The following is a 25531-nucleotide window of genomic DNA, read 5'->3' on the forward strand; positions in this document are numbered from 1 at the left end:
CATCTCGAAATCGGAAGCAGGTTCGAAAACAATGCCCAATGCGGCTTGGAATCGACTCTTGGAGGGAAATCGGCGTTTCGTCGACGACGTTCCACAGCACCCCAATCAGGACACGGCACGGCGTGAAGCGCTGTCGAGCGATCAGACGCCCTTCGTCACGCTCTTCGGCTGCTCGGACTCCCGAGTCGCTGCGGAGATGATCTTCGACGTCGGCCTCGGCGACATGTTCGTCGTCCGCAACGCCGGCCAGGTCGTCGATCCGGTCACCCTCGGCTCGTTGGAATACGGTGTCGAACTCCTCGGCACTCCCCTGCTCGTCGTGCTCGGCCACGACAGCTGCGGAGCCGTGACGGCAGCCTACAACGCCTACGATTCAGGTGAGACGCCCCCGGGATTCATCTCCGATGTCGTCGCGCGCATCCTGCCCACCGTGGCCCGGGCCCGGACGAACAAACGCACCACGGTCAATGAGACCGTCGCGCAGAACACCATCGACACGGTCGACAAGATCATGCAGCTGTCGTCGATCATCAGGACCGCAGTCGAAGAGGGCCGACTCATCATCGTCGGTCTCACCTATCAGCTCCACGACGGTCGCACGACCGTCGTCGCCCAATACGGAGGCGACGAGGCGGCAGTCTCGCACCACGCCTCCTGACGCTCGGCCACTTCGGTGGTCGATCACATCGACAAAACTCAGACAGCCCAACGGAAAGGACAACAATGAGCGAAGAATTTCGCATCGAACACGACACCATGGGTGAGGTCAAGGTCCCCAAGGACGCTCTCTACAGTGCCCAGACCCAACGCGCCGTCGACAACTTCCCGATCTCCGGCAAGAGCCTCGAATCGGCGCACATCGCGGCCCTCGCCCAGGTGAAGAAGGCCGCTGCGAAGGCCAACCTCGAACTCGGCGTCCTCGACGAGGCCCGCGCCAAGGCGATCCAGGACGCGGCCGACAAGGTCATCTCCGGTGAGTACGACGCGCACTTCCCCATCGACGTCTTCCAGACCGGTTCGGGCACCTCCTCGAACATGAACACCAACGAAGTGCTCGCTTCGCTGGCGACCAAGTCCCTCGAAGCCGACGGTGTCGATGTCCACCCGAACGACCATGTCAATGCTTCGCAGTCCTCCAACGACGTGTTCCCCACTTCGGTGCACCTGGCCGTGACCAAGGCACTCGTCAACACGCTCGTTCCGGCCATGCAGACCCTGGCAACTTCGTTGGAGAAGAAGGCCGAGGAGTTCTCCTCCATCGTCAAGTCCGGCCGCACCCATCTCATGGACGCCACCCCGGTGACGTTGGGCCAGGAGTTCGGCGGATACGCCGCGCAGGTCCGCTACGGCATCGAACGCATCGAGGCCTCCCTGCCTCGTGTTGCCGAAGTGCCGCAGGGCGGAACTGCAGTGGGCACCGGCATCAATACGCCCAAGGGCTTCTCCTCGCGTGTGGTCGAGATCCTTGCCGAAGAGACCGGTCTGCCCATCACCGAAGCGCGCAACCATTTCGAAGCGCAGGCCAACCGCGACGGGCTCGTCGAGGCCTCCGGTCAGCTGCGGACCATCGCCTACGGCTACATGAAGATCTGCAACGACCTGCGCTGGATGGGTTCGGGCCCGAATACCGGTCTCGGTGAGATCGCGATCCCCGACCTGCAACCCGGTTCGTCGATCATGCCCGGCAAGGTCAACCCGGTCATCTGTGAGGCCACCATTCAGGTCGCCGCCCAGGTCGTCGGCAACGACACCGCGGTGTCCCTGTCCTCGACGAACGGTGCCTTCGAGCTCAATGTCGGCATCCCCGTCATGGCCTCCAATCTCCTGGAGTCGATCCGCCTGCTCGCAAACTCCTCGACCGTCATGGCCGAGAAGATGATCGACGGGCTCACCGCCAACGAGGAGCGCGCTCGCTTCCTCGCCGAGGCCAGCCCCTCCATCGTCACCCCACTGAACAAGGTGATCGGCTACGAAGCTGCGGCGAAGATCGCCAAGCACGCTGTGGCCAACAAGATGACCGTCAAGGAGGCGACGATCGCCCTCGGCTTCGTCGAAGACGGCTCCATCACCGAGGCGGATCTCGATCAGGCGCTCGACGTCACGACGATGATCGGCGACTACAAGTAAGCACCCGGCCTCTCTGATCAGCAGACGGCCCATGCTGGTCAGCACTCGGCACGGCCGATCAGCATACGGCGCCCGGACAGACCCGTCCGGGCGCCGTTTCGTGCTCTTCAGCCCCGGAAGGGATCGAACTCCTCGAGCACGTCGGTGACCAGCGCCGCGATCTCCGATCGTTCCGAACGCGTCAGCGTGACGTGGGCGAAGAGGTCGTGGCCCTTGAGCTTCTCTATCACCGCAGCGATTCCATCGTGCCTGCCGACCCGCAGATTGTCCCGCTGCGCGACGTCGTGGGTGAGAACCACCTTCGAATTCATCCCGATGCGTGAGAGCACCGTCAGCAGCACATTGCGCTCCAGGGACTGCGCCTCGTCGACGATGACGAAGGCATCATGGAGCGAACGTCCTCTGATGTGCGTCAACGGCAGCACCTCGAGGATGCCCCTGTTGACCACCTCGTCGATGACGTTCTTGCTCACCAGTGCGCTCAGGGTGTCGAACACCGCCTCGGCCCAGGGGTTCATCTTCTCCCCTTCGCTGCCGGGAAGGTATCCGAGGTTCTGCCCGCCCACGGCGTAGATCGGCCGGAACACCATGATCTTCGAGTGCTTGTTCTCTTCGAGCACCTTCTGCAGTCCGGCAGTGAGGGCCAGCGCGGACTTCCCCGTTCCGGCTCGCCCTCCCATCGAGACGATTCCCAATGCGTCGTCGAGCAGCATGTCGATGGCGATCCTCTGCTCCGCCGAACGTCCGCGGACTCCGAAGAGGTCGCGGTCCCCGCGGACCACGGACACACGGTTGCCTGCCTCGACCCGCCCGAGACCCGAACCCCGCGGTGAGGTGATGACCACGCCGGTGTTGACGACCTCCTCGGACACCGCCTCGGTGACGATCGCCCCCGATTCGTAGAACTCGCTCATCTGCTCCTCGTCGAGAGCGAGTTCGCTCATTCCCGTGAAGCCCGAATCGGCGGCCAGCTCCGCCAGATACTCCTCGGCATGCAGTCCCAGCGCAGAGGCCTTCACCCGCATCGGCACGTCTTTGGTCACGACGACCACATCGTGGCCTTCGGCTGAGAGGTTGCGGGCCACCGCCAGGATGCGTGTGTCGTTCTCTGTGCGGTCGAAACCCACCGGCATCGTCGAAGCGTCGATGTGGTTGAGTTCGACGCGCAGCGTCCCACCCGCTTCGCCGACGGGTATCGGCTGGTCCAGTCGGTCGAATTCCGAGCGGAAGTCGTCGAGGATGTGCAGGGCTCTGCGGGCGGTGAAACCGAGCTCGGAATGGTTGCGTTTGGCTTCGAGTTCGGAAACGACGATGAGTGGGATGACGACGTGATGTTCGGCGAAGCGCAGAAGTGCGCCGGGATCCGAGAGCAGCACTGAGGTGTCGAGAACGTAGGTGTGAACATTTTCAGCCATGAGGACCTCTGTGGCGTGAGTTCCGCCGAGATCCGGTTCTGACATCCCCCGATCTCGGGTTGGTGTCGACCAACTACTGTCAACCTAACCCGATTCGACCGCAATCACGTGTCGGCACGCGCGGTCGGGCACGTCGAGGTCGTGAACTTCGCGTGAATGCGAGATGCCCCGGTCCGCATCCCGAAACCGTGGTCTGCTGTCTGTACTCGATGCCCTGCCGGCGGGCACGAGGATGACCATTGCCTATTTGCCGAAGCGGCGTTGACGCAGACCGTAGTCGCGGACGGCGCGGAGGAAGTCCGTACGCCGGAAGTCCGGCCAGTAGGCTTCGCAGAAGTAGAACTCGGAGTACGCGCTCTGCCACATGAGGAATCCGGAGAGTCGCTGCTCGCCGGACGAGCGGATGATGAGGTCGGGATCGGGCTGGCCCTTGGTGTAGAGGTGTTCGCCGATCTGTTCCGGCGACAGTTCCGAGATGATCGTCTCAAGATCCGTGCCCTCACCCCGGCGGGCCCGCAGCAGGGACTTCACCGCGTTGACGATCTCCTGCCGACCGCCGTAGCCGACGGCGACGTTGACGCGCATCCCGCAGTCATTGGTGTTCGTGGTCACCGCTTCCAGGCGGGCCCGCAGATCGTCGGGGAGGATGTCCAGGTCACCGACCAACTGCACTCCGACGCCGTCGAGTGCGGCGATCTTCTCCACGAGGTCCGAGATGATCTCGATGAGAATGGCGACCTCTTCGGCCGATCGTGCGAGATTCTCCTTGGACAGCACATAGAGGGTGACGATCTCCACGTCGATCTCGAAGCACCAGCCGAGGAACTCGACGATCTTCGCCGCCCCCGCCCGATGCCCGTCAGCGGTCGTCGCCCCGAATTCCTTCGCCCACCGACGGTTGCCGTCGGTGATGACCCCGACATGGCGCGGAACCGGCACCGACTTGTCGAGCTCACGCTTGAGCCGTCGCTCATACAGCCGATAGAGCAGGTTCACTGGTCGCGCCACGGCTGTCCTCTTTCGCGTTGGTCTCCGGTCGATTCGAACACTGTACAGACTACTAGCCGCCGTCGCTGAATGAGGCTTCAGACTCACTGGTTACCATGGTGTCATGAATGCTCCCGTCACAGGTCCGTCCCCTATCGTTCCCGACGCCTCCCGGCCCATCGGCGATACCTCCGCGGACGCTGCTTCGACAGGCAATCACCAGCGCATCGACCGCCGTCGCATGGCGTTGCGTGCCGAACTGACCAAGCTCGCCGGGCAGGTCAAGCCGAAGCTGCGCGGCTGGTTCCACGCCGGTGCGTTCCCGCTGGCGATGCTCGGCGGACTCTCGCTCGTGATCATCTCTCCGACGATCGAATCGCGCATCGCGGCGGCAATCTTCGCGATCACCGGAATGCTGCTCTTCGGCACCTCCGCCGTGTACCACCGCGGTCGGTGGCGCACCCGCGTCCGCCTCGTTCTGCGACGCCTCGACCACGCGAACATCTTCCTCATCACGGCCGGCACCTACACTCCGCTGGCCGTGCTCATGCTCCGCACCGATCAGGCCATCCTGCTCCTGTCTGTGCTGTGGGGCGCGGCCGCGCTCGGCGTCGCCTTCCGCACGATCTTCACCACCGCACCGAGGTGGCTCTTCGTGCCGATCTATGTCGGCTTCGGAGTCGCCGGAGTCGGCTATATCCCGCAGATCTGGGCGACGAATCTCTCCGTCGGTCTCCTCGTCGTCCTCGGCGGCGTGTGCTATGTCGCCGGTGCCGTCATCTACGGGATCAAGCGTCCGAACCCGTCACCGAAGTGGCTGGGCTTCCACGAGATCTTCCACATCCTCACGATCCTCGGCTACGGTTGCCATCTCGCGGCGCTCATCGTCGCGGCCGTCGCCGCATACTGATCCTCACACCGAGGCGCGGGATGCCGAGCAGGCCCTGCCGAGCAGAGTCTCAGGACTGTTTGTCGGAGTCTTCGGTGCGCTCCTGCGCCGCTGTCGCCTCCGTGGCTTCGTCCACCTGCTTCTCCCCTGGCGTTTCGTCGCCTGCCACTTCGTCGTCTGCGGGCTTCTGCGCCTGTTCGGGCTCGTCCGGTCCCGAGAGCTTCGACTGGTTCGGAACCACGTGCCTGCGCAGCGGAATCGGGTAGGCGTCGCTGGCCCCTGAACGCGCACGGACCCGGCGGACTCGGCGCAGAGCATCGCGGATGAGGAAGATCGTCACGACGACCACGGCCAGGGTCGCGAGGAAACCGATCGTTCCCGGGGTCACCAGATCCGGATTCGGAGAGCCTCCGTCGGTGGTCGGAGCTGGAGTCGAGGCGAGGAGGATCATGCGTGAGTATCGCTTTCGGTCAGGGTGGAGTCAGCGGCGGTGGTGTCCTCACCGGCTGGCGAATCCGGCAGCATCCCCTCGTCCGGAACACGCCGCCCGTCGTCGCGGGTCACTCCCGCGAAGAGGTCTTCTTCCTGGAAATCGACGTCCGGAGTCAGCGGCGCACGATCGGTGCGGTCGACGGCCAGTTCGAATTCCTCGGTCGGCCAGTAGGTGCGAGCGGCATTGCGCGAAGCGGAGAAGAATCCGCCTTCGGGATCGATCTGGGTGGCGTGCGAGAGCAGCGCCCGGTCTCTGGCGGGGAAGAACTCCGAGCAGGCGATTCGGGTGCTCAGCCAGTTGCGACGGGCACTGTCGCGCTTCTTGAAGTCCTCGAGGTGTTCGGCGAAAGGGGACTCGAGTCCCGCCTCGGCCATCTTCTCGTGGATGGTGATCCACTTCTTCGCTGACAGGTCCTGGTTGTAATAGACCTTCTGCACCTGCCACGGCTCGCCGAGCTCGGGATGCGAATCCGCATCGGCTGCCGCTTCGACGGCAGCCATGGTCACGGCATGGTTCTTGATGTGGTCGGGGTGCGGGTACCCGCCGAGTTCGTCATAGGTGGTCACGACCTGCGGACGGAAGGTGCGGATGATGTGGACCAGCGGCAGCATCGCCACTTCGTCCGGCACCCGATAGAAGCAGCCGGGCGGAGTCTGGTTGTCGAAGTCACCGTCGGGCAGACCCGAATCGACATGGCCGACCCAGACGTGCTCGGCACCGAGCGCGGCGGCCGCGGCAGCCATCTCCTCACGCCGGAGACCGGCGATGTCACGACTGGCCTTCGGACTCTGCAGCAGTGCGGGGTTGAGGATGTCTCCGGCCTCGCCGCCGGTCATGGTGGCGATGAGGACCCGGGCCCCCAGAGAAGCGTACTTCGCGCTCGTCGCCGCACCCTTGGAAGATTCATCATCGGGGTGGGCATGAACCGCGAGCAGTCGCAGCCCATGGTACGGAAGCGAAGTCATAATGAAGATGTCCCTTTCGAATCAGCCTGGTCGCCACCTGCTGCCGGCACAGGGTCTGACATGATCGCCGGCAGAGGATCGACTACTCTAGATTAGTGCGCGAAGTACTTAAAGAGGAATTCAATGACTGAGGTAACAGTGGCCCAACCGCTGCAGGATGATCGTTACGGTCGACCCCGCACGCACAAACGCGGTCTGAGCCGTCGAGCCAGAATCATCTCCGTCGTCGTCCTCCTCGTGGTCGCCGCGGTCATCGCCGTGTGGGCGTTCCGTCCGCAGACGAATCCCACGACACCGCAGACCCTCGACTATTCCGTTGTCGACTCCTCTGCAACGCACGTCAGCGTCGGAATATTTCCCGACCGGCAGCGCGATGTCCACTGCATCGTCCAGGCCACGAACGACAGCGAAGCGATCGTCGGCTTCACCGAGGTGACCGTCCCGGCCTCCGCGGACAACGATCCGAACTCGCCGAAACGCGTCGAGGTCGAATTGGCGACGACACAGCTGGCCGCATCGGGACACGTCGATTCCTGCTGGTTCGAATAGCGCGAATCCCTTCGAATAGGTCTCGCACGCATCAGGGTTCTGCCGCACCACCGGCAGACTCGATTGCGGGAACGTGACTCAGCTCATCGTTTTCGCTCACAGATGCGTTACACTGTAGTTTCATTCAACTTCCGGGCGTGCCCATACGCCCGGTTTTTTCGTTGCCTGACACGCCCGTCAGCGCACCGAACCGTAGAAGGAGAAGTCATGACCGAGGAAGTCACCCAGGAAGAGACATGGTTGACCCAGGAAGCCTTTGACCGCCTGTCGAAGGAACTCGAGCATCTCTCCGGACCGGGTCGTGCAGAGATTGCTGAGAAGATCGAAGCCGCCCGCGACGAGGGTGACTTGAAGGAGAACAGCGGTTACCACGCAGCGCGTGATGAGCAGGGCAAACAGGAAGCACGCATCCGCCAGCTCGAGGTGCTGCTGCGCAACGCGAAGGTCGGCTCCAGCGACAGCGACGGCAAGACCGTGGCTCCCGGAACCGTCGTGACCGCCAGCGTCGCCGGCAACTCGATGCGCTTCCTGCTGGGCAACCGCGAGATCGCCGGAGATTCCGACATCGACGTGTTCTCGGAGAAGTCACCGCTCGGTGCCGCCGTGCTCGGCGTCAAGGCCGGAGACACGAGCTCCTATGAGGCTCCCAACGGCAAGACCATCGAGGTCAAGGTCGAATCCGTGGAGGCCTTCACCGGCTGAATCGGTGTCAAAACAGTTGTGGGCGGGTGAGATCACCCGCCCACAACTGTTCTCAGATCATTTCCTTCGACCGTCGGAATCGTCGGGACTCTCCCCGTCGGCATCCGCAGAACCCGGTCCGAGTTCCTCGGGATCGGTCGCGGTCGATCCGGCTCCACCCGCACTGTCATCCTCGGCGGACTCATGGACCGCCTCGGTGAGTTGTTCCTTCGCCGCATCCAACACGGCCGCGGCCTCCCGGGCCTTCGGATCGCTCGGCGGACCCTCCGCGTCCTCCGCGTCATCATCACCGGCGGCGCTGTCAGCGCGAGCGATGTAGCCGACCACGCTGTTGAGCACGGCCACCAACGGCACGGCGAAGAGCGCGCCGACGATGCCGAAGAGGAAACCGCCGCCGGTGACAGAGAGGATCACGGCCAGCGGGTGGACAGAGACGGCCTTGCCCATGAGGAACGGTTGGAGGGCCTGGCTTTCGATCTGCTGCACGGCGATGACGACGATCAGCATGATGACGGCGCTGCCCAACCCGTTCGACACCAGAGCCACCAGAACGGCCACCGCACCGGAGGCGATGGCGCCGACGACGGGGACGAACGAGGTGAGGAACACGAGCACGGTCAACGGGATGACCAACGGAATCCCGAGGAACGCCGCACCGATGCCGATGCCGATCGCGTCGACTGCGGCGACGAGGATCTGCACCCGCACGTACTGCACGAGCGTGGTCCACCCCCGCTGAGCGGCACCGGTGGCGACGGGGCGGGCGGGGATCGGCAGCAGGCCCACCACCCATTTGAAGATGTTCGCTCCGTCGTAGAGGAAGAAGAACGTCGTGAACAGGCACACGGCCATCCCGGTGAGGAAGGTGCCGACCGAGGAGGTGGCCTCCAGCGCCCCGCCGAGGAGCTTGCTGCTGTTGTTCTGGAAGAAGTTCGTCGCGGTCTTGATGCCTTCTTCGATGTAGCCCGAGACCGTCGTGGAGTCGATGCCGAAGGGGTTCGTCGACAGCCAGCTGCTGATGCCTGAGACACCAGCGATCACCTGTTTGACGAGGTCGGGCATCCCCGAATAGATCTGCTGCCCGACGAGGCCGAAGAGTCCGAGGACGACGACGATGAACCCGACGAATGAGATCGCCGCCGCGCCACCGCGGGGCACGCCCTTCTTCGCCAGCCACCCGGTCGGGGGTGCCAGCAGTGCGGCCAACAGCAGCGCGATGAGTACCGGCAGAACGACGCTGGAGATCTTCGACAGCAGCCACAGCGCCACGCCGACGGCGACGAGGACGAGAAGCGACCGCCACGACCACGCGGCTGCGAGCTTGAGGCCCGGGGCCACATACGGCTTGGCTTCGGCTTCGATGCGGCTGAGGGCGATCTCCTCGGGGCTGACGCTGCGGGCGGGGGAGATTTCTGCTTCGGGCCGGGAACGGGAGGAACCGCGTCCTCGCCGGAAGGCCTCCCAGGCACCACGGAAACGGTTCGTAGGATGCTGCTGATCGTTATCGGTCATGCCTCAACAATAGTTGTTGAGAGACTGACTAAGGTGGAATGATGACGCCTGAGGAGGGAAATCAGTGGGAAGACGCATGATTCTTGCCGTAGCGACCATGGGTGCCACGGCGGTCGGCGCCGGTGCATCGGCGGTCGGACTCCTCCGCCATCAGGCGAGTGCGCTGCGTCGGTCCTTCGACGACGATGAGAATCGTCGCCATTCCACCTTCGCCGAGGCGATCGCCGCCCCCAGAGACCGCGACGATGGCGATTCCGCCGCCTTAGCCGTCATCGGCGATTCCTGGCTGTGCGGGGTCGACGTCGGTCCCGAACATGCCCCGCCCACACTCATCGGCCGCGGACTGGCTCGCATGCTCGGCACCACCGTTCGCGTGCAGACCACCGCACGCCCCTCAGCACTGTCCGAGGACCTGCACAGGCAGGTCGACGAAGTGCTGCGCTCACCATGGCTGTCGCGCCAGCTGTCCGACCGCTGGAGCGAAGACCGTCGCTTCGCCATCATCTCGATCGGCACCGGCGACATCATCCACCCGATCCAAGCGACGATCGGCATTCCCGTGCTCAATCAGGCCATCAACCGTCTCCAGCGGGAGGGCCGGTACACGGTGTTCGTCCTCGTGTGTCCCAACCTCGGCGGCCTGCCGGGACTGCGCGACCCGCTCAAGACCTCGCTGCGCCGCACCTCACGGGTCCTCGCCGGTTCCCAGTGGCTGGCCGCCCTGGCGGCACGCGCCGTGCCGCTGCGGTCGACCGGGTCTCTGAGCGGCACGACACGCAGGTCCCTGCTCAACGAGTCCGGGCGCTTCCCCAGCGAACTCGGCTACGCGCAGCTGTCGTCGACTCTGCTCGCCGCGATCGCCGAACGCATCGAAGCGCCGGTCGTCGTCGATCGCAGCCTCGACATCCCGGAGAAGGGCGAAACCGCTCGCCGCAAAGAACTCGCTCCCGACCAAGATCCGCACCCGTCGGCGGCCGTCTCGTGATCCCGGTCGTCCTCGCCTCACAGTCTCCGTCCCGTCGCCAGATCCTCACGGCCGCGGGCATCGATCCGCTCATCATCGTCTCCGACGTCGACGAACGTGCCATCGAGGCGGAGTTCACCGGCTCCGTCGGCGATCTCACCACCGCGTTGTCGGAGGCGAAGGCCCAGGCGGTCATCGACCGGATCATCGCTTCCCCTCCCCCGGTGCTGCACAGCTCGGAGACCATCGTCGTCATCGCCGGGGATTCGCTGCTCGAATTCGACGGACACGCCATCGGCAAGCCGGGCACCGCGGAACGCACCCGCACCATCTGGTCGGCGATCGCCGGCGAGTGGACGCAGCTGCATTCGGGGCACACGGTTGCCGTGCTCAACCGCGCCTCCGGTGCCGACGCCGAGGCGACGGAACTCGAACTCGGCGCGCTGCGTTCGAAGCGGTCGACCACCTCGGTGCTCATCGGTTCCCCCAGCGCCGAGGAACTCGAGGCCTATATCGCCACGGAGGAACCTTTTCAGGTGGCCGGGGCACTGACGATCGACGGTTATGGGGGTGCCTTCGTCGACCGCCTCGACGGCGATCACCTCACGGTGCTCGGACTCAGCCTGCCGGCAGTACGCGAATTGGTCACCGATAGCGGCCTGTTCTGGCCCGATCTCTGGTCGCATCAGCACTAGACTCGGTTGCGGCAGGGTGACACGCCCGACGCCATTGAAGTTCTCGCCCGAATTTTTTATCGGTGTCCTACAAACCGTTGGTGCCCTTCTCTAAATTGATCTGTGATCATACAAAGGAGCGCCATGACCACAGTTCTCCCCGACGCAGCGACCACGGTACTCAGCACCACTGTGCCGACCGGGGCCGTCCGCCGAGTCCTCATCGCCAACCGCGGTGAGATCGCACTGCGCATCATCCGGGCCGCACATGACCTCGGCATCAAGGCCGTCGCCGTGTACACCCGCGCCGATTCGGATGCCGACTTCGTCGACCTCGCCGATGACGCCTGGCTGCTCGACGGCTCCGGAGCCGGGGAGACCTACCTCGACGTCGACAAGATCCTCGCACTGGCCAAGCGCTCGGGCGCCGATGCCATCCATCCCGGCTACGGCTATCTCGCCGAGAACGCGCACTTCGCGCAGGCGGTCATCGACGCCGGGCTGATCTGGATCGGCCCTCCCCCGGCCGCCATCGAGCTCCTCGGCGACAAGTCCGGCGCCCGCGGCGTCGCCGAAGCCGTCGATGCCCCTGTCGCACCCGGTTCCGACGGTGCTGTGGCCGATCTGGCCGAGGCCGCCTCGGTGGCCGAACGCATCGGCTTCCCCGTCGTCGTCAAGGCCGTCCACGGCGGCGGAGGACGCGGTTTCCGTGCCTGCGCTTCGGCCGAGGACCTCGAAAGCGCCTACACTGCCGCCACCCGTGAAGCCCAGGCCGCGTTCGGTCGCGGCGAATGCCTCATCGAGAAGCAGATCGTACGTCCCCGTCACCTCGAGACGCAGTGCCTGGCCGATGCACATGGCAATGTCGCCATCGTGTCCACCCGCGACTGCACCCTGCAGCGCCGCAATCAGAAGATCATCGAAGAGGCACCCGCACCGTTCCTCAGCCCCGAGCAGGAACGCATCGTCAGCCAGGCCTCGGCCCGGCTGCTCGCACACGTCGGCTACGTCGGCGCCGCCACCTGCGAGTTCCTCCTCGGTGAAGACGGCACGATCATCTTCATGGAAGCCAATGCGCGCATCCAGGTCGAGCACACCGTGACCGAGGAGATCACAGGAGTCGACCTCGTCGGCTGGCAGGTGCGCATCGCCTCGGGCGAGTCCCTGCCCGATGACTTCCCCGCTGTGCGCGGCCACTCTCTCCAGTTCCGGATCAACGCCGAGGATCCCGCGACATTCTTCCCCGCCACCGGTGCTGTCAAGAACTACCGCGCCCCGTCCGGTCCCGGCGTGCGTGTGGACTCGGGCATCGGAGAGGGAAGCGTCGTCGGCACGGACTTCGACCCGATGATGGCCAAACTCGTCGTCACCGGCTCCACCCGTGACGAAGCTCTGGCCCGTGCCCGTCGGGCGCTGGCGGAATACCGCATCGAAGGTGTCTCGACGCTGCTTCCTCTGCATCGCGTCCTCGTCTCCGACCCTGCCTTCGCCGCTGATTTCAAGGTCTGGACCAACTGGCTCGAAACCGCTTTCGTCAACCCTCTCGCCGATTCCCAATCAGGAGAAGTCATGAGTGCTCCAACCGACAGTTTCAGCGTTGTCGTCGAGGTCGACGGCCGTCGGATGACCGTGTCGGTCCCCAAGGACGTCATCTCCGATCTCGGCCATGTGCCCAGCCCCAGCGTGCCGCGGCGCAAGCGCAGCCTCAGCAGCCGCAACGGTGCGAAGCTCGCCGACGATTCGAACGCGCTCAACGCCCCCATGCAGGGCACCATCGTCTCCGTCGCCGTCAACCCCGGTGACACCGTCGAGGCCGGCGACACTCTCGCCGTCATCGAAGCGATGAAGATGGAGCAGCCGCTCAAGGCCGGTCATTCCGGCACCGTATCGGAGGTGCTCGTCGACGCAGGCGCCTCGGTGAAGTCCGGTGAGGCGATCGTCCGCTTCGCCGCCTGAGGACTTGCGACTGCCTGTGTTCGCCGGCGACCGAACGCAGGAGTCCCGAACACAGAAATCCCTGCCCGGGTCACCGCTGAAGATCGGTGATCCGGGCAGTGATGTATTCGGATTCGGCATCGTTGCCGGGGCATTTCAGACCTGCGGCATAGGCGTCCTCGGCTTCGGCCGTGCGACCGAGTTCGTCGAGGGTGATCGCCCTCGCAATGTGGAAGGGCCTGTGCCGCAGCAGCTGCGGATCGTCGGCGAGTTCGTCCAGGGCGATCATGGCCGCTTCGGGGCCTGAGACCTGGCCGAGGGCGATTGCGGTGTTGAGGGCCACGACCGGCGACGGGTCGAGGTCGGAGAGCATCCGATAGAGCACGAGGATCTGCTTCCAGTCCGTGTCGGCGAACCTCACGGCGTCGGCGTGGAGGGCGGCGATCGCCGCCTGGATGGTGAAAGCACCGGCCGCCGGTTCACCGGCGGCCGCACCGACGAGTGCGGTGCCTTCGGCGATGAGGCGGGAGTCCCACTGGCTGCGGTCCTGATCGGCCAGCGGCACCGGCCGCCCCTCCGCGGTCACCCGAGAGCGGTCGCGTGCCCGGGTGAGCAGGAACAGGGCCAGCAGACCACGGGCTTCGGTCTGCTCGGGCAGATATCCGACGAGCAGTCGGGTCAGGCGGATGGCTTCCTGCTGCAGATCGACTCGTGTATGGGCGGGACCTGCAGTGGCGTTGATGCCCTGGGTGAAGATGAGGGAGAGGACGCGCAACACCCCGGGCAGCCGGTCGCCGAGCTCATCGGGTGCCGGGCGGCCGAAGGGGATCCCGGTCTTGAGGATCCGCTGTTTGGCGCGCACGATCCGCTGCTGCATCGTGGCGGTCTCGACGAGGAACCCGGCAGCCACCTCGGCGGTGGTCAGTCCGGAGAGGAAGCGAAGGATGAGGACGATGCGCTCGTCCTCACGCAGTGTCGGGTGGGAGCAGGTGAAGAACAGCCCGAGGCGTTCGTCGGGCATGTCCACTGCGTCCATCTCCTCGCCGATGCGCACAGCGTGGTCGTCGTGGTCACCTGGTCGCAGCTCGTCCTCGATGCGCAGCCGGGCGAGGTGCCGGGTGCGCACCTCGTCGGCGCGGATGAGATCGATGGCGCGGTTCTTCGCTGTAGCCATCAGCCACGCCTGGGGACGTTCGGGCACTCCTCGCCCCTGCCATGTCTCGACCGCGCGGAGCACCGCGTCGTGGAGGGCTTCCTCGGCGAGGTCGAAATCGCGGAACCGGGTGACCAACGCCGCGAGCAGCCGCCCGAAGTCCTCCTCGCCGATGGCGCTGAGGACTCGGGCGGCCGAATCGGGGTCGGGGCCCATCAGTAGTCGGCCACAGGACGGATCTCGATGTGTCCGGACTTCGCAGCGGGACTCTTCTTCGCCCAGGCGATCGCCTCGTCGATGTCGGCGACCTCTATGACGTAGCTGCCGCCGACGAACTCGTTCGATTCGGCGAACGGGCCCGAGGTGACAAGGCACTCGCCTCCGGATTCGCTCACGCGGACCCCGAGTTCGGGCCCTTCGAGGGCGAAGCCGCCGACGACGACCCCCGCCTCGCTGATCTCCTTGTCGAATGCCATGAACTCGGTCGGATCCGCTCCGCCGTCCTCACCGCATGCGGGATCCTGTGTGGCTCCCATGAGCAGAAGTGCGTACTTCATGTCGTTCTCCTTCGTCATTTCCCATGTCATGCCGGGCGGCCTGACACCATGATGACGGTCGAGGAGCGACCGGATCGACAGCTGCGGAGAAAAACTTTCCTGCGTTCGCAGAATCGACCAGATCAGAGGTGGCGGTGGAGCTTCCGCGCCGCCTCGGTCAGCGAACCGCTCACCGAGGGGTAGACGACGAACGTCGCCGAGAGCTGGTCGACGGTGAGTCGGTTCTCCACTGCCATCGTGATCGGCAGGATGAGTTCGCTGGCCCGCGGGCCGACGACGACTCCGCCGAGGATGGAGCCGGATCCGCGGCGCGCGAAGATCTTGACGAAGCCGTCTTCGATGCCGAGCATCTTCGCGCGCGGGTTCGTATCCAGCGGCAGCATCACCGTGTCGATGTCGGTCGGATTCTCCCGGTAGTTCTGCTGAGTGAAGCCGACGGTGGCGATCTCGGGAGCGGTGAACACGTTCGAAGCGACGTTGCGCAGCTTGAGCGGCTGCACGGCGTCGCCCAGTGCGTGATTCATCGCGATCCGGCCCTGCATCGCGGCCACAGAGGCCAACGGGAGCACGCCGGTGCAGTCACCGGCAGCATAGATTCCGGCCCGTGAGGTCCGCGAGACCCCGTCGACGACGATGTGTCCGGATTCGCTGACCCGCACACCGGCCTTCTCGAGCCCGAGGCCTTCGGTGTTCGGGATCGAACCGACGGCCATGAGGCAGTGGGAGCCTTCGACACGGCGGCCGTCGGCGAGCACCACTTCGACTCCGTCGTCGGTGCGGGTCACCGAGGAGGCTCGGGACCGGGAGAGGACGTTCATCCCCTTGTTGCGGAACACGAATTCGAGGACATCGGCCGCGTCTTCGTCCTGACCGGGCAGAACCTTCTCACGCGAGGACACGAGAGTCACCTCGGTGCCCAGGGCGCGGTAGGCCGACGCGAATTCGGCACCGGTGACACCGGAGCCGACGACGATGAGGTGTTCGGGCAGCTCGTCGAGGTCGTAGAGCTGCGTCCAGGTGAGAATCCGCTCGCCGTCGGGCTGCGCGGTCGGCAGTTCCCGCGGGTGAGCGCCGACGGACAGCAGGATGGTCGAGGCATCGAGGGTGTACTCGGTGCCGCCGGACTCGACGACGTGAACCTGGTCGCGACCGGCCAGCGTCGCTTTGCCCTGAATGGCTTTGACCCCGGCCCGGATGAGGCCTTCGTAGATGTCGTTGGCCTGAGCGTCGGCGAGCGACAGGATGCGCTTGTTGACGGCTTCGAGGTCGGCGGTCACCCGGCGGGCATCGGCCGCGGTCTCATCATCGTTCTCGATCCGGATTCCGAGGCCGTCGGATCGTTCGATCTCATCCATCATCTCCGCGGTGGCGATGAGGGACTTCGACGGAACCACATCGGTGAGCACCGCCGCGCCTCCGCAGCGGTTCTGCTCGATGAGCATGACATCGGCGCCCAGCTGAGCCGCGACGAGCGCGGCCTCATAGCCGCCGGGGCCGCCGCCGATGATGACGACGCGATCTGCAGTGGAATCAAATTCAGTGTTCACACTGCGATTGTCTCAAATCGCCACGGACCTTGCGAACGGAACCCCGGTGTTCCCACTCAGGAGCTCACAGTCGGGCTCGCGATCCGAAACCGAGGCTCACGATCGGAAGGGGAGACTCACGATCCGCCCGGTCCGATCACGACGGATCGACCACCTCGGCGGTGTCTTTGTGCAGGGTCGAGAGCTGCACATACGACAGTGCGTTCTGCCGCACCTTCTCCACACCGTCGTCGTCCATCTCCCGGCGCACCTTCGCCGGAACTCCCGCCACGAGGGAACGCGGAGGGATCTGTGTGCCCTCGAGGACGACGGCCCCGGCGGCGACGAGGGATTCGCTGCCGACATGAGCGTCATTGAGCACGGTCGAGTGCATCCCGATGAGCACATCGTCGTCGACGACGGCCCCGTGGACGAGCGCCTGGTGGCCGATCGAGACGCGGGCGCCGATGACCACGGGCTTGCCGGCATCGGTGTGCATCACGGTGTTGTCCTGGACGTTCGAGTCCTCGCCGATCGTGATCGGTGCGGCTTCGGCCCGGAGCACGCAGCCGTAGAAGACGCTCGCCCCCTTCTTCACATGCACATCACCGACGAGGGTGGCACCGGCGGCGACGAACGCCTCGGGATCGACGTGCGGGGTGTGCCCGCCGACGGAGACGATGCGGGGGCTGGCGAGGTCGCTGGTCATGAGTCCTCCATTGGTTCACGAACTGTCTGCTTGCGTCTGACAGTCTAATCCGAGAGCCCTGACACGGTCGGTCGGGACGCATAGCGGACCGATTTGCGCGATCGCGTCCATAGCAGGACAATAGGGAAAATATTTGTCAGAAATTTCACACTGCCGGACCCTTGTGCGCCCAATTGCGTTATGTGAACCTTGACTGAGAGAGTTGCGCGCTCGGAATTCGGGCGCGGTCAACCGCGTTCACCGAATTCGTCGAAAGGTCACCATGGATTGGCGACACCGTGCAGCATGCCTCAATGAGGATCCGGAACTATTCTTCCCGATCGGCAACACCGGACCCGCTCTGCTCCAGATTGAGGAAGCGAAGACCGTCTGCCGCCGCTGTGAAGTAGCCGAGACCTGCCTCCAGTGGGCACTCGAATCCGGTCAGGATGCTGGAGTCTGGGGCGGATTGAGCGAAGACGAGCGTCGCGCGCTCAAGCGCCGCGCCGCCCGTGCCCGTCGCGCCGGCTGAACCACCTGAGACACCGCGGGCGTTGCACTGCGCCCGCCCCGCAAGCCACTGAGTCCCTTGTGCCGACGACGAATCATCGTCATCGGCACAAGGGACTCAGTTGTGTTCGCGCCCTGAGGCCCTGGACAGCCCCGGCGATGCTGCAGCCGGAACCCGGATGATCGGGACGGACAGTCAGCCGCTCAGTCGTAGGAGTCCGGACGCAGCGGAACATCGAGAGTCGCCACGGTGCCGCCTCCTTCACGGGCTTCCCACTGGATCGATCCGGCCAGGTCCGCCGACACCAGGGTGCGCACGATCTGCGTGCCGAGCCCGTTGCCCGGATTCTGTGAGTCGCCGAGTCCGACACCGTCATCGGCAATCGTCACCCGCAGATGGTCACCATCGCGTTCGGGAGTCACCCACACATGCCCGTCGAGCGTCTCCCCCGGCGCCAGACTCTCCTGCTTCTCGGCAGGGAAACCGTGTTCGATCGCGTTCGTGATCAGCTCGGTGATCGCCAGTGCCAGAGAGGTCGCATCCGCTGAGGAGATCGCACCGAAGCTGCCGCACCGTTTGAGTTCCATGTGCACCAGTGGGCTGGTCAGCTCCGGCGTCAGGCGCAGACCTTTGTCGACGACCTCATCGAAGTCGACTTCAGATTCGACACCCTGACTGAGCACGTCGTGGACGACGGCGATGATCGAGACTCGCCGCATCGCTTCGGTCAGTGCGCTCTTGGCCTCGGGACTGTCGATCCGGCGGGTCTGCAGACGCAGCAGAGCCGACACGGTCTGCAGGTTGTTCTTCACCCGGTGGTGCATCTCCTTGATCATTGCGTCCCGCGACAGCAGCTCGCGTTTGCGGCGCCGGATCTCGGAGACGTCACGGGCGAGCACGATCGCCCCGACCCGCTCCCCCTCATCGGTCAGCGGGATGGCGCGCAGAGAGATGCTCGTGCGCCCGACCTCGAGTTCGGTCCGCCACGGGGCCCGCCCCGTGAGCACCAGCGGCAGGGTCTCGTCGACCTGCCGCAGCTCGGCGCCCAGACTCGAAACCACCTCGGCGAGGTAGCTGCCTTCGATCTCTCCCCCGTGGCCGAGCCGGTGCATGAGCGACACGGCGTTCGGGGACGCATACTGCACATGGGAATCGCGATCGAGGATGAAGATGCCGTCGCCGACCCGCGGTTCCCCGTGCCGCGCCCCGCTCGGAGCGGCACGATCGGGAAAGGTGCCCTGGACGATCATCCGCATCAGGGCCATCGCCGTTTCGCGGTAGTACTTCTCCAGTCGGGACGAACCCCGGCGGCGAACCTCTTCGGAGTAGCGGACGACGAGCGCGATCGCCTCGCCGTTCCGGACGATCGGGACCGCCTCGGCGAGGATGCCGACATCGGCCGAACCCGCGCTCACCCCCAGGTCACGGGCCGTCTCCACCTGAGTGACGTAGGTGCGGGTGTCGCTGGCTTCGTCGAGCAGCTCCTTCTCCATCCCGGTCGCGCGGGCTCCGATGAGATCCCGGTTGAACAGGGTCGCCCCGGTCGTCGATCGGGCGTGGGCGACCACCGTGTACGCGCCGCTCAGCGAGGGCACCCACAGCACGAGGTCGGCGAAGGAGAGATCGGCGAGCAGCTGCCAGTCCCCGACGAGCAGATGGATGTGTTCGACGTCTGACTCATCCGTGAGACCCTCGGCCGCCAGCAGTTCGTTGAGCACGATACGTTCCTCCCAGGTGAGATCAGCAGACCCGGGTTCCCCTCGGATCTGCTGATGAGTCGATGATCAGACGCTACCACTTCATCCGCCCATCTCCGGACTCACCGAGGCGGCCGGAAGGCAGTTCGGGTCCGGCCGAGCACTGTTCGGCCGGGCCCGAGCCGTGGAGTCAGGAGTTGTGTTCGCTCTCCCACGTCGAGGAGCGGACCATCGACCGCAGCGACCGCAGCAGCACCGACAGCGGCGCCTGGGTCACGGAGTCGAGCCCGAGGATCGTCTCCGTCGTCTCGATCACGCGGGAGACCACGGTCTCGTTGCGTTCGAGCCATTCGGCCACGCGCTGCTTCGCCCGCTCATCCGGGGTGCCCGAGATCGGCGAATCCGTGGCGGCCAGCACCGTTTCCGCCACCGAGAGGATAGCGGAGTAGAAGTCGTCGCGCATCGAGCCTCGCGCCAGCGCCGACCAGCGGTCGCTGCGGTCGAGCCCGCCGATGAGAGTGAGCACCTGCGACCCGGCGAAGTGTTCGTTCACCGCGTAGTAGACCTCGGCGACGTCCTCGGCGGATTCGTTCGCCCGTGCCGCGAGCTGCGTGATGTCGAGGAGCACGAACTCATCGAGCAGAGCCGCCGCTCGCCATGCCAGATCGCTGGGCACACCGTCGTCGATGTACTCCTGCGCCTTCGCCTGCATGGACTCCGCATCGTAGCCGTCGACGAGCTCGGGCACGCGGGAGCGCAGCGCCTCGACCACCTTGCCGTACATCTCGATGCCCGAATCGACGTCGAGGGTGTCCGGGGCCTGCTGCACGAGCCAGCGCGAGGACCGGTCGAGCAGACGCACATAGTCGTGTTGGAGCTTCACCTGCACCTCGGTGGGCACCTCGTTGTCGAGTGCGCACACCGCCTCGAAGTAGTCGTCGAGGCCGAAGATCTCGGAGACGACGACGAACACACGTGCGATCTGCGGCACCGAGGCGGGTGTCTCCTCGAGCATCCGGTAGATGTAGGTTAGGCCGCCGCGGTCGACGAGGCGGTTGACCAGCTTCGCCGTGGCGATCTCTCGGTGCAGCGGGTGTTCCGGGATGAGCTCCCCGTATTTCTCCTGCAGGGACTCCGGGAAGTAGGAGACGAGTTCCCGCCGCATCCACATCTCATCGGGCACGACGCTGTCGAGGATCTCGTCGGCGGCGTGCATCTTCACGTAGGCCAGAAGCACGGCCAGCTCCGGCGACACGTAGTAGCCGAATCGACGCTTGGCCAGTTCGTCGGCGTTGGGCAGGAATTCGACGGCACGGTCGAGGTCGGCGTGCTTCTCCAGGTAATTCAGCAGTCGGCCGTAGGTACCCGACATCGCTTCGGTCTGCGCCCTGGCCTCACCGAGGACGACGTTCTGCGAGTAGTTGTTCGACAGCACCCGATCGGCCACCTGATCGGTGAACGAGTGGAGCACCTGTTCACGCTCCTCGGCGGCGAAGGCGCCCTTGTGCACCAGGGTGCGCAGGAGCAGCTTGATGTTGACCTCGTGGTCGGAGCTGTCGACGCCGGCCGAGTTGTCCACCGCATCGGTGTTGATCTCAACCCCATTCAGCGCCGCTTCGACACGGCCCAGTTGGGTGACGCCGAGGTTGCCGCCCTCCCCGATGACCCGCGCCCGGACATCGGCGCCGTCGATGCGGATGCTGTCGTTGGACTTGTCCCCGACCTCCGCATGGCTCTCTGTCGAGGCCTTGATGTAGGTGCCGATGCCTCCGTTGTAGACAAGGTCGACGGGAGCCTTGAGGATCTCGGACATGAGATCGGCGGGGCTGCGACGACCGGGGTCGACTCCGAGCACCGAGGCGGCTTCGGCACTGAGGTCGATCGACTTCGCCGACCGCGAGAAGACCCCGCCGCCTGCGGAGATGAGCTCCCGGTCGTAGTCCTGCCAGCTCGAGCGCGGCAGATCGAACAGCCTTTGGCGTTCAACGAAGCTGCGTGCGGCATCGGGGTTCGGATCGAGGAAGATGTCTCGGTGGTCGAAGGCCGCGACGAGGCGGATGTGCTCGCTGCGCAGCATGCCGTTGCCGAACACGTCGCCGCTCATATCGCCGATGCCCACAACGGTGAAGTCGTCGGCGGCGGTGTTGAGACCGAGTTCGCGGAAGTGCCGTTCGACGGACTTCCAGGCGCCGCGGGAGGTGATGGCCATCTTCTTGTGGTCGTAGCCGACCGATCCGCCCGAAGCGAAGGCATCCCCGAGCCAGAACCCGCGGCGTTCGGCGATCGCGTTCGCCACATCGGAGAAGCGTGCAGTGCCCTTGTCGGCGGCGACGACGAGGTAGTAGTCGTCTCCGTCGTGGCGGACCACACGGTCGGGGTGGACGACGACGCTGGAGTCGTCGGCACCGTAGGTGAGGTCGTCGGAGACCTCGAGCATGCTCTCGATGAACACCTCGTAGGCGGCCTGACCGGCGGCCATCCACGCGTCCCGGTCGCTCATCGGCGGCAGCTGCTTGGGGAAGAACCCTCCCTTGGCGCCGGTCGGGACGATGAGGGCGTTCTTGACCATCTGCGCCTTGACGAGGCCGAGGACCTCGGTGCGGAAGTCATCGCGCCGGTCCGACCAGCGCAGACCGCCGCGGGCGACGGCGCCGAAGCGCAGGTGCGCGCCTTCGACCTGCGGCGAGTACACCCACATCTCCAGGGCCGGTTTGGGCTTGGGGACGAAGCTGAGCTCGGTGGGCCGGATCTTGAGCACGAGAGCGGTCGGCAGCTCACCGGACTCATCGATGTAGTAGTTCGTGCGCAGAGTGGTGCGCAGCAGCTCGAGTGAGGAGCGCAGCACCCGGTCGGCATCGAGGCTCGCGACTTCGGACAGTGCGGCTTCGATCGCGTCATCGATCTCGGCCATCGCACCTTCACGGCCCTCGTCGTCGGCGGCAGGATCGAACTTCGCGGCGAAGTAGTCGACGAGCAGCTTCGAGATCTCCGGATGGTCGCTGTAGACCTCACCCACATAGGCGTCGGAGTAGGTGAACCCGGCCTGGCGCAGGTATTTGCCCAGGGCGCGGATGATCGTCACATGCTGCCAGGACAGACCGGTGACGATGAGGCGGTCGAAGACGCCCGCTTCCTTCTTGCCTTCCCATCCGGCCATGAACGCGTCGGAGATGCGTTCGCAGTCGTCGTCGCCCAGCTCTTCGGAGAAGCTGAGCCCGAAATCGTAGATATAACGGTGGCTGCCGTCGGCGAGGTCGAGCTCGTGCGGGCGCTCATCGATGACGGTGGCGCCGAACGCCGTGAGGAAGGGCAGCACTTCGGACAGGCCGACCCGCTCGTAGCGGTAGAGGACGAGGCGCACGGAGGCGTCGGCCGAGCGTTCGGGCCGGTACAGGCGCACCGCCGAACCGTGCCCCGCGTCAAGGGCCTCGAACCGGCCGACGTCAGCGACCGCCTCGGCGGGGGTGTGATGCTCGCCGTAGCTGGGCGGGAACGCCTTCGACCACAGGTCGGCGCGCGCATTCGTCGTTCCGCTGTCGCCGTGTTCGGCGGGGATGAGGAAGGCGTGGACATCTTCGGACCACGAACGGACGGCACCGACGATGCGTCGTTCGACATCCTCGGCGCTGATCTGCGGGAGCTGCTCATCGCGAGCCATACGAGCCACGAAGTGGATGCGCGCCAGCGCCGATTCGCTCAGCAGCACGTCGAAGTCGACGCTGTCGGCATTGTAGAACTCGCGCAGAACCTCCTGCACGCGCACGCGGGCATCGGTGTTGTAGAGGTCGCGGGGCAGGTAGAGGATGACGGAGACGAAGCGCTGGTACGGGTCGGCGCGGACGAAGACCCGCGACTCCCGTCGCTCCTGCATGTCGACGATCTCCATGACCACGTCGAAGATCTCTTCGGTGTCCTCGTGGAGGAGATCTTCGCGCGGGTAGGTCTCAAGCACGCCGAGGAGCTCGTTGGCCGAGTGCGAACCGGCGGGGAAGCCGCTGGCGGAGAGGATCCGGGAGACCTTGCGGTCGATGACGGGGATGTTGAGGACGCTGTCGTTGTAGAACTCAGGTTTGAACACACCGACGAAGCGACGTTCGCCGACGATCTCGCCGGAGGAGTCGAAGGTCTTCACCCCGATGTAGTCCATGAAGGACGAGCGGATGACGCGTGAGCGCGAGTTCGCCTTCGTCAGCACGAGCACATGCGGTTCGAGGGCCTTCTCGGCCACGGCCCGGCTGAGCGGCGATTTCACGAGGGGGCGCAGAGCGGAGATGCCCATCGAGGTGTCTTCGATCGGTTCGAGGCTGCTGTGCTCGGCATCGTGGGTGTAGTCGTATTCGCGGTAGCCGAGGAAGGTGAAGTGACCGTCGAGCCAGTTGAGCAGGGCTGCTGCGGCTTCGGCTTCCGAGGCCAGCTCCGGGCGGGGAGCATGGGCGGAGAGTTCGGCCGCGATGTCCTTGGCCTTGCTCGCCATCGCCTGCGCGTCGCGGGCGGCGGCAGCGACGTAGGCGAGGACTTCACGCAGCCGCTGCTCGAGTTCGGCGAAGTCGTCTTCGGGGATCCGGTCGATCTCGAGACGGATCCACGACTGCTGCTGCGGGTCATCGGAGGACTGAGCGTCCGGCGCTGCGGAGACCTGCGGGAGGCTTGCCGTATCAGCGGTCACCGAGGGGGCCTCGGCCGGGGACACAATCGAGAGGTCGGAACCGGAACCGGAGACGGTGATGATCGGGTGATGGACGCGGCGGATGGCTCGACCGGCCGCCGCCAGGTCGCTGACGATCGAGGACACGAGGTGCGGCATATCTGCCAGCACCAGCGCGACGACCGTGTGATTGTCCCGGAATTCCGGTGAGTCGACGGCCGGGTTGTAGATCGCGATCGCCGGCGTCTGCCCGTCGTATTCGGTGCCGACGGCGAAGTGTCGAGCCGCTGCCGCGGCATAGGCCTCGGGGTCGCTTGCCCCTGTTTCGAATCGCGGATAGTACGCGTCGAGGAAATTCTCGGGGGCACCCTGCCCTCGCAGCTTCCTCCACTCTTCTGCAACGTCCGAAATTGAGACCTGAGTCACTGTGCCACCTCTATGAGAACCGAGCAATCGTCACGCGGTTCGTCCTCGAACCGCCATCTCCCACACTATGCCCAAATATCGAGAAAGGCACGCCGAGCGGCCTGATGTGGTGTACCGTTCATTCGCTGGCAAACTGGAGCTATGCGAACTCTGACCCTCAATCATGACTACTCGGTCGACCTCCTGACATTCCTGGCCAAACTCGCCGACGTCGGCTCTTGGGAGAAGCTCGGATCCCGGGCCAGCTCGGAGCACATCGATCCCGACACCGAGATGACCGTGCGGACTCCGATGCCCAAAGGCGAACTTCCCGCGGCCTTGGCCTCCCGCCTGCCGAATGAGACCGAGCTCGTCGAGGTCTACATGATCCCCGGAGACGTCCTCGGCGATGAGGCGGAGATCCGAATGTCCGCACGTGCCGCCGGGGTTCCCGTGGAGATCGACGCCGTGATCGAACTCAGGCAGGTGAACTCGGAGACGAAGCTGACGGCGCACGCTGAGATCAGCTCGTCGATCCCGATGTTCGGGTCGATGATCGAACAGGCCGTGGTGCCGATCCTGGACAAGCGGCTGAGCGAGCGTCTCCGCCGTTTCGAAACCCTCTGAAGTCGACTCCGACTCAGCCTTCCTCGGCGAGGAGCTGATCCAGTTCCGTGACGTCGTACCACAGCAGATCCGACTCGCCGAGGCGGTCCTCCGCCGCCTGCGCACCCGCAGTTCGGGCGAGTTCCACGGCTTCGTCCCAGACCGCTTCCTCGTCGAGGTGGAAGCTGGCGACTGCGGACATGTCGAGGGTGTCGATGCCGATGAGTTCGAATCCGTCGGTCAGCCGGTGGCGTGAGCTGGACTCGGGTGCATCGTAGGCGACGATGACACGGGCCGCGGGCCCCGCCTCGGCGAGGGGAACTGCGGATCCGGACTCCTCGGTACCGAATGCCGCGCTGGAGGCGAGAGCGGCGGCGATGCACATGGCGTCGAATTCGGCGGTCTCGAACTCCTCGCCGCGCAGGCTGCGGCCGTGCTCATCGGGGGCAACAGCCCGAATGTCGGTCAGTCCAGTGCGCAGCGCGCTCAGGGTGGTCGGAATGTAGCAGCGGATGGCCATGCCCTCATCCT

At 65.3% G+C, this 25531-nt stretch carries 22 protein-coding genes; 10 read left to right on the plus strand and 12 right to left on the minus strand.

Going from position 1 to position 25531, the window contains the following annotated elements:
• Positions 1 to 31: 31 nt before the first annotated feature.
• Together ACSE4D_RS01535 and ACSE4D_RS01540 are read left to right on the plus strand one after the other, a co-directional pair.
• Positions 32 to 658, plus strand: a complete 627-nt coding sequence (locus ACSE4D_RS01535; protein WP_135538200.1) for a carbonic anhydrase — start codon at positions 32 to 34, stop codon at positions 656 to 658.
• A 65-nt stretch (positions 659 to 723) separates the two neighbouring features.
• On the plus strand, positions 724 to 2127 hold the full coding sequence (locus tag ACSE4D_RS01540; RefSeq protein WP_135538198.1) for a class II fumarate hydratase: 1404 nt from the start codon (positions 724 to 726) through the stop codon (positions 2125 to 2127).
• 107 nt (positions 2128 to 2234) lie between these two features.
• Here the strand turns inward: ACSE4D_RS01540 and ACSE4D_RS01545 are convergent, their stop codons facing one another.
• Both ACSE4D_RS01545 and ACSE4D_RS01550 read right to left on the minus strand, forming a co-directional pair.
• Positions 2235 to 3542 (minus strand): PhoH family protein, encoded by a 1308-nt coding sequence (locus tag ACSE4D_RS01545; RefSeq protein WP_135538196.1) that lies wholly within the window; start codon positions 3540 to 3542, stop codon positions 2235 to 2237.
• A gap of 243 nt (positions 3543 to 3785) precedes the next feature.
• On the minus strand, positions 3786 to 4550 hold the full coding sequence (locus ACSE4D_RS01550; RefSeq protein WP_436326537.1) for an isoprenyl transferase: 765 nt from the start codon (positions 4548 to 4550) through the stop codon (positions 3786 to 3788).
• Positions 4551 to 4653: 103 nt separating this feature from the next.
• On the opposite strand from ACSE4D_RS01550, the gene trhA reads away from it, so the two are divergent.
• A complete protein-coding gene (gene trhA / locus ACSE4D_RS01555) occupies positions 4654 to 5439 on the plus strand; it encodes a PAQR family membrane homeostasis protein TrhA (protein WP_436326538.1) in 786 nt (261 codons plus the stop codon).
• A 49-nt stretch (positions 5440 to 5488) separates the two neighbouring features.
• On the opposite strand, the gene ACSE4D_RS01560 is transcribed toward trhA, so the two are convergent.
• Together ACSE4D_RS01560 and mca are read right to left on the minus strand one after the other, a co-directional pair.
• On the minus strand, positions 5489 to 5869 hold the full coding sequence (locus ACSE4D_RS01560; protein ID WP_436326539.1) for a hypothetical protein: 381 nt from the start codon (positions 5867 to 5869) through the stop codon (positions 5489 to 5491).
• Entirely contained in the window at positions 5866 to 6876 is a 1011-nt protein-coding gene (gene mca, locus ACSE4D_RS01565) for a mycothiol conjugate amidase Mca (RefSeq protein ID WP_426936451.1), read from the minus strand. The genes ACSE4D_RS01560 and mca overlap by 4 nt, the downstream gene beginning before the upstream one ends.
• A 123-nt stretch (positions 6877 to 6999) precedes the next feature.
• On the opposite strand from mca, the gene ACSE4D_RS01570 reads away from it, so the two are divergent.
• The gene (locus ACSE4D_RS01570; RefSeq protein ID WP_436326540.1) at positions 7000 to 7425 is read left to right on the plus strand and encodes a DUF4307 domain-containing protein; all 426 of its coding nucleotides are present in this window, start codon (positions 7000 to 7002) and stop codon (positions 7423 to 7425) included.
• A gap of 207 nt (positions 7426 to 7632) precedes the next feature.
• Positions 7633 to 8127, plus strand: coding sequence for a transcription elongation factor GreA (gene greA, locus ACSE4D_RS01575; RefSeq protein ID WP_135538186.1), 495 nt, complete (start codon positions 7633 to 7635; stop codon positions 8125 to 8127).
• A 57-nt stretch (positions 8128 to 8184) separates the two neighbouring features.
• Here greA and ACSE4D_RS01580 read toward each other — a convergent pair whose 3' ends face one another.
• On the minus strand, positions 8185 to 9639 hold the full coding sequence (locus ACSE4D_RS01580; protein ID WP_436326541.1) for an AI-2E family transporter: 1455 nt from the start codon (positions 9637 to 9639) through the stop codon (positions 8185 to 8187).
• Between the two features lie 76 nt (positions 9640 to 9715).
• On the opposite strand from ACSE4D_RS01580, the gene ACSE4D_RS01585 reads away from it, so the two are divergent.
• The 3 genes from ACSE4D_RS01585 (at position 9716) to ACSE4D_RS01595 (ending at position 13233) form a co-directional block, all read left to right on the plus strand.
• Positions 9716 to 10624: an SGNH/GDSL hydrolase family protein gene (locus ACSE4D_RS01585; protein ID WP_135538183.1), complete on the plus strand. Its 909-nt coding sequence runs from the start codon at positions 9716 to 9718 to the stop codon at positions 10622 to 10624.
• Entirely contained in the window at positions 10621 to 11298 is a 678-nt protein-coding gene (locus ACSE4D_RS01590) for a Maf family protein (protein ID WP_436326542.1), read from the plus strand. The genes ACSE4D_RS01585 and ACSE4D_RS01590 overlap by 4 nt, the downstream gene beginning before the upstream one ends.
• A gap of 123 nt (positions 11299 to 11421) precedes the next feature.
• The gene (locus tag ACSE4D_RS01595; protein WP_436326543.1) at positions 11422 to 13233 is read left to right on the plus strand and encodes an acetyl/propionyl/methylcrotonyl-CoA carboxylase subunit alpha; all 1812 of its coding nucleotides are present in this window, start codon (positions 11422 to 11424) and stop codon (positions 13231 to 13233) included.
• Positions 13234 to 13303: 70 nt separating this feature from the next.
• On the opposite strand, the gene ACSE4D_RS01600 is transcribed toward ACSE4D_RS01595, so the two are convergent.
• From ACSE4D_RS01600 to ACSE4D_RS01615, 4 genes are all read right to left on the minus strand, one after another.
• Positions 13304 to 14581: an RNA polymerase sigma factor gene (locus ACSE4D_RS01600; protein ID WP_436326544.1), complete on the minus strand. Its 1278-nt coding sequence runs from the start codon at positions 14579 to 14581 to the stop codon at positions 13304 to 13306.
• Positions 14581 to 14922: a YciI family protein gene (locus tag ACSE4D_RS01605; RefSeq protein ID WP_436326545.1), complete on the minus strand. Its 342-nt coding sequence runs from the start codon at positions 14920 to 14922 to the stop codon at positions 14581 to 14583. The genes ACSE4D_RS01600 and ACSE4D_RS01605 overlap by 1 nt, the downstream gene beginning before the upstream one ends.
• Before the next feature lie 122 nt (positions 14923 to 15044).
• Positions 15045 to 16469, minus strand: a complete 1425-nt coding sequence (locus ACSE4D_RS01610) for an NAD(P)H-quinone dehydrogenase (RefSeq protein ID WP_135538173.1) — start codon at positions 16467 to 16469, stop codon at positions 15045 to 15047.
• A gap of 136 nt (positions 16470 to 16605) precedes the next feature.
• Positions 16606 to 17157 carry a gamma carbonic anhydrase family protein gene (locus ACSE4D_RS01615; protein WP_436326546.1) on the minus strand — a complete coding sequence of 184 codons (552 nt, stop codon included), beginning with the start codon at positions 17155 to 17157 and terminating at the stop codon, positions 16606 to 16608.
• A 262-nt stretch (positions 17158 to 17419) separates the two neighbouring features.
• Between ACSE4D_RS01615 and ACSE4D_RS01620 the strand changes: the two genes are divergently transcribed.
• Complete coding sequence (locus ACSE4D_RS01620; RefSeq protein ID WP_009374875.1) at positions 17420 to 17668, plus strand: WhiB family transcriptional regulator; 249 nt, start codon at positions 17420 to 17422, stop codon at positions 17666 to 17668.
• 182 nt (positions 17669 to 17850) lie between these two features.
• Here the strand turns inward: ACSE4D_RS01620 and ACSE4D_RS01625 are convergent, their stop codons facing one another.
• Both ACSE4D_RS01625 and ACSE4D_RS01630 read right to left on the minus strand, forming a co-directional pair.
• Entirely contained in the window at positions 17851 to 19365 is a 1515-nt protein-coding gene (locus ACSE4D_RS01625; RefSeq protein WP_135538170.1) for a sensor histidine kinase, read from the minus strand.
• A gap of 169 nt (positions 19366 to 19534) precedes the next feature.
• Positions 19535 to 24415, minus strand: a complete 4881-nt coding sequence (locus ACSE4D_RS01630) for an NAD-glutamate dehydrogenase (RefSeq protein ID WP_436326547.1) — start codon at positions 24413 to 24415, stop codon at positions 19535 to 19537.
• Between the two features lie 141 nt (positions 24416 to 24556).
• Here ACSE4D_RS01630 and ACSE4D_RS01635 point away from each other — a divergent pair, with 141 nt between their 5' ends.
• Positions 24557 to 25021 (plus strand): DUF2505 family protein, encoded by a 465-nt coding sequence (locus tag ACSE4D_RS01635; RefSeq protein WP_436326548.1) that lies wholly within the window; start codon positions 24557 to 24559, stop codon positions 25019 to 25021.
• Positions 25022 to 25034: 13 nt separating this feature from the next.
• Here the strand turns inward: ACSE4D_RS01635 and ACSE4D_RS01640 are convergent, their stop codons facing one another.
• Entirely contained in the window at positions 25035 to 25520 is a 486-nt protein-coding gene (locus ACSE4D_RS01640; protein ID WP_436326549.1) for a DUF6912 family protein, read from the minus strand.
• Positions 25521 to 25531 lie beyond the last annotated feature (11 nt).

The organism is Brevibacterium sp. FAM 27836 (assembly GCF_051351055.1).
GTDB lineage: Bacteria > Actinomycetota > Actinomycetes > Actinomycetales > Brevibacteriaceae > Brevibacterium.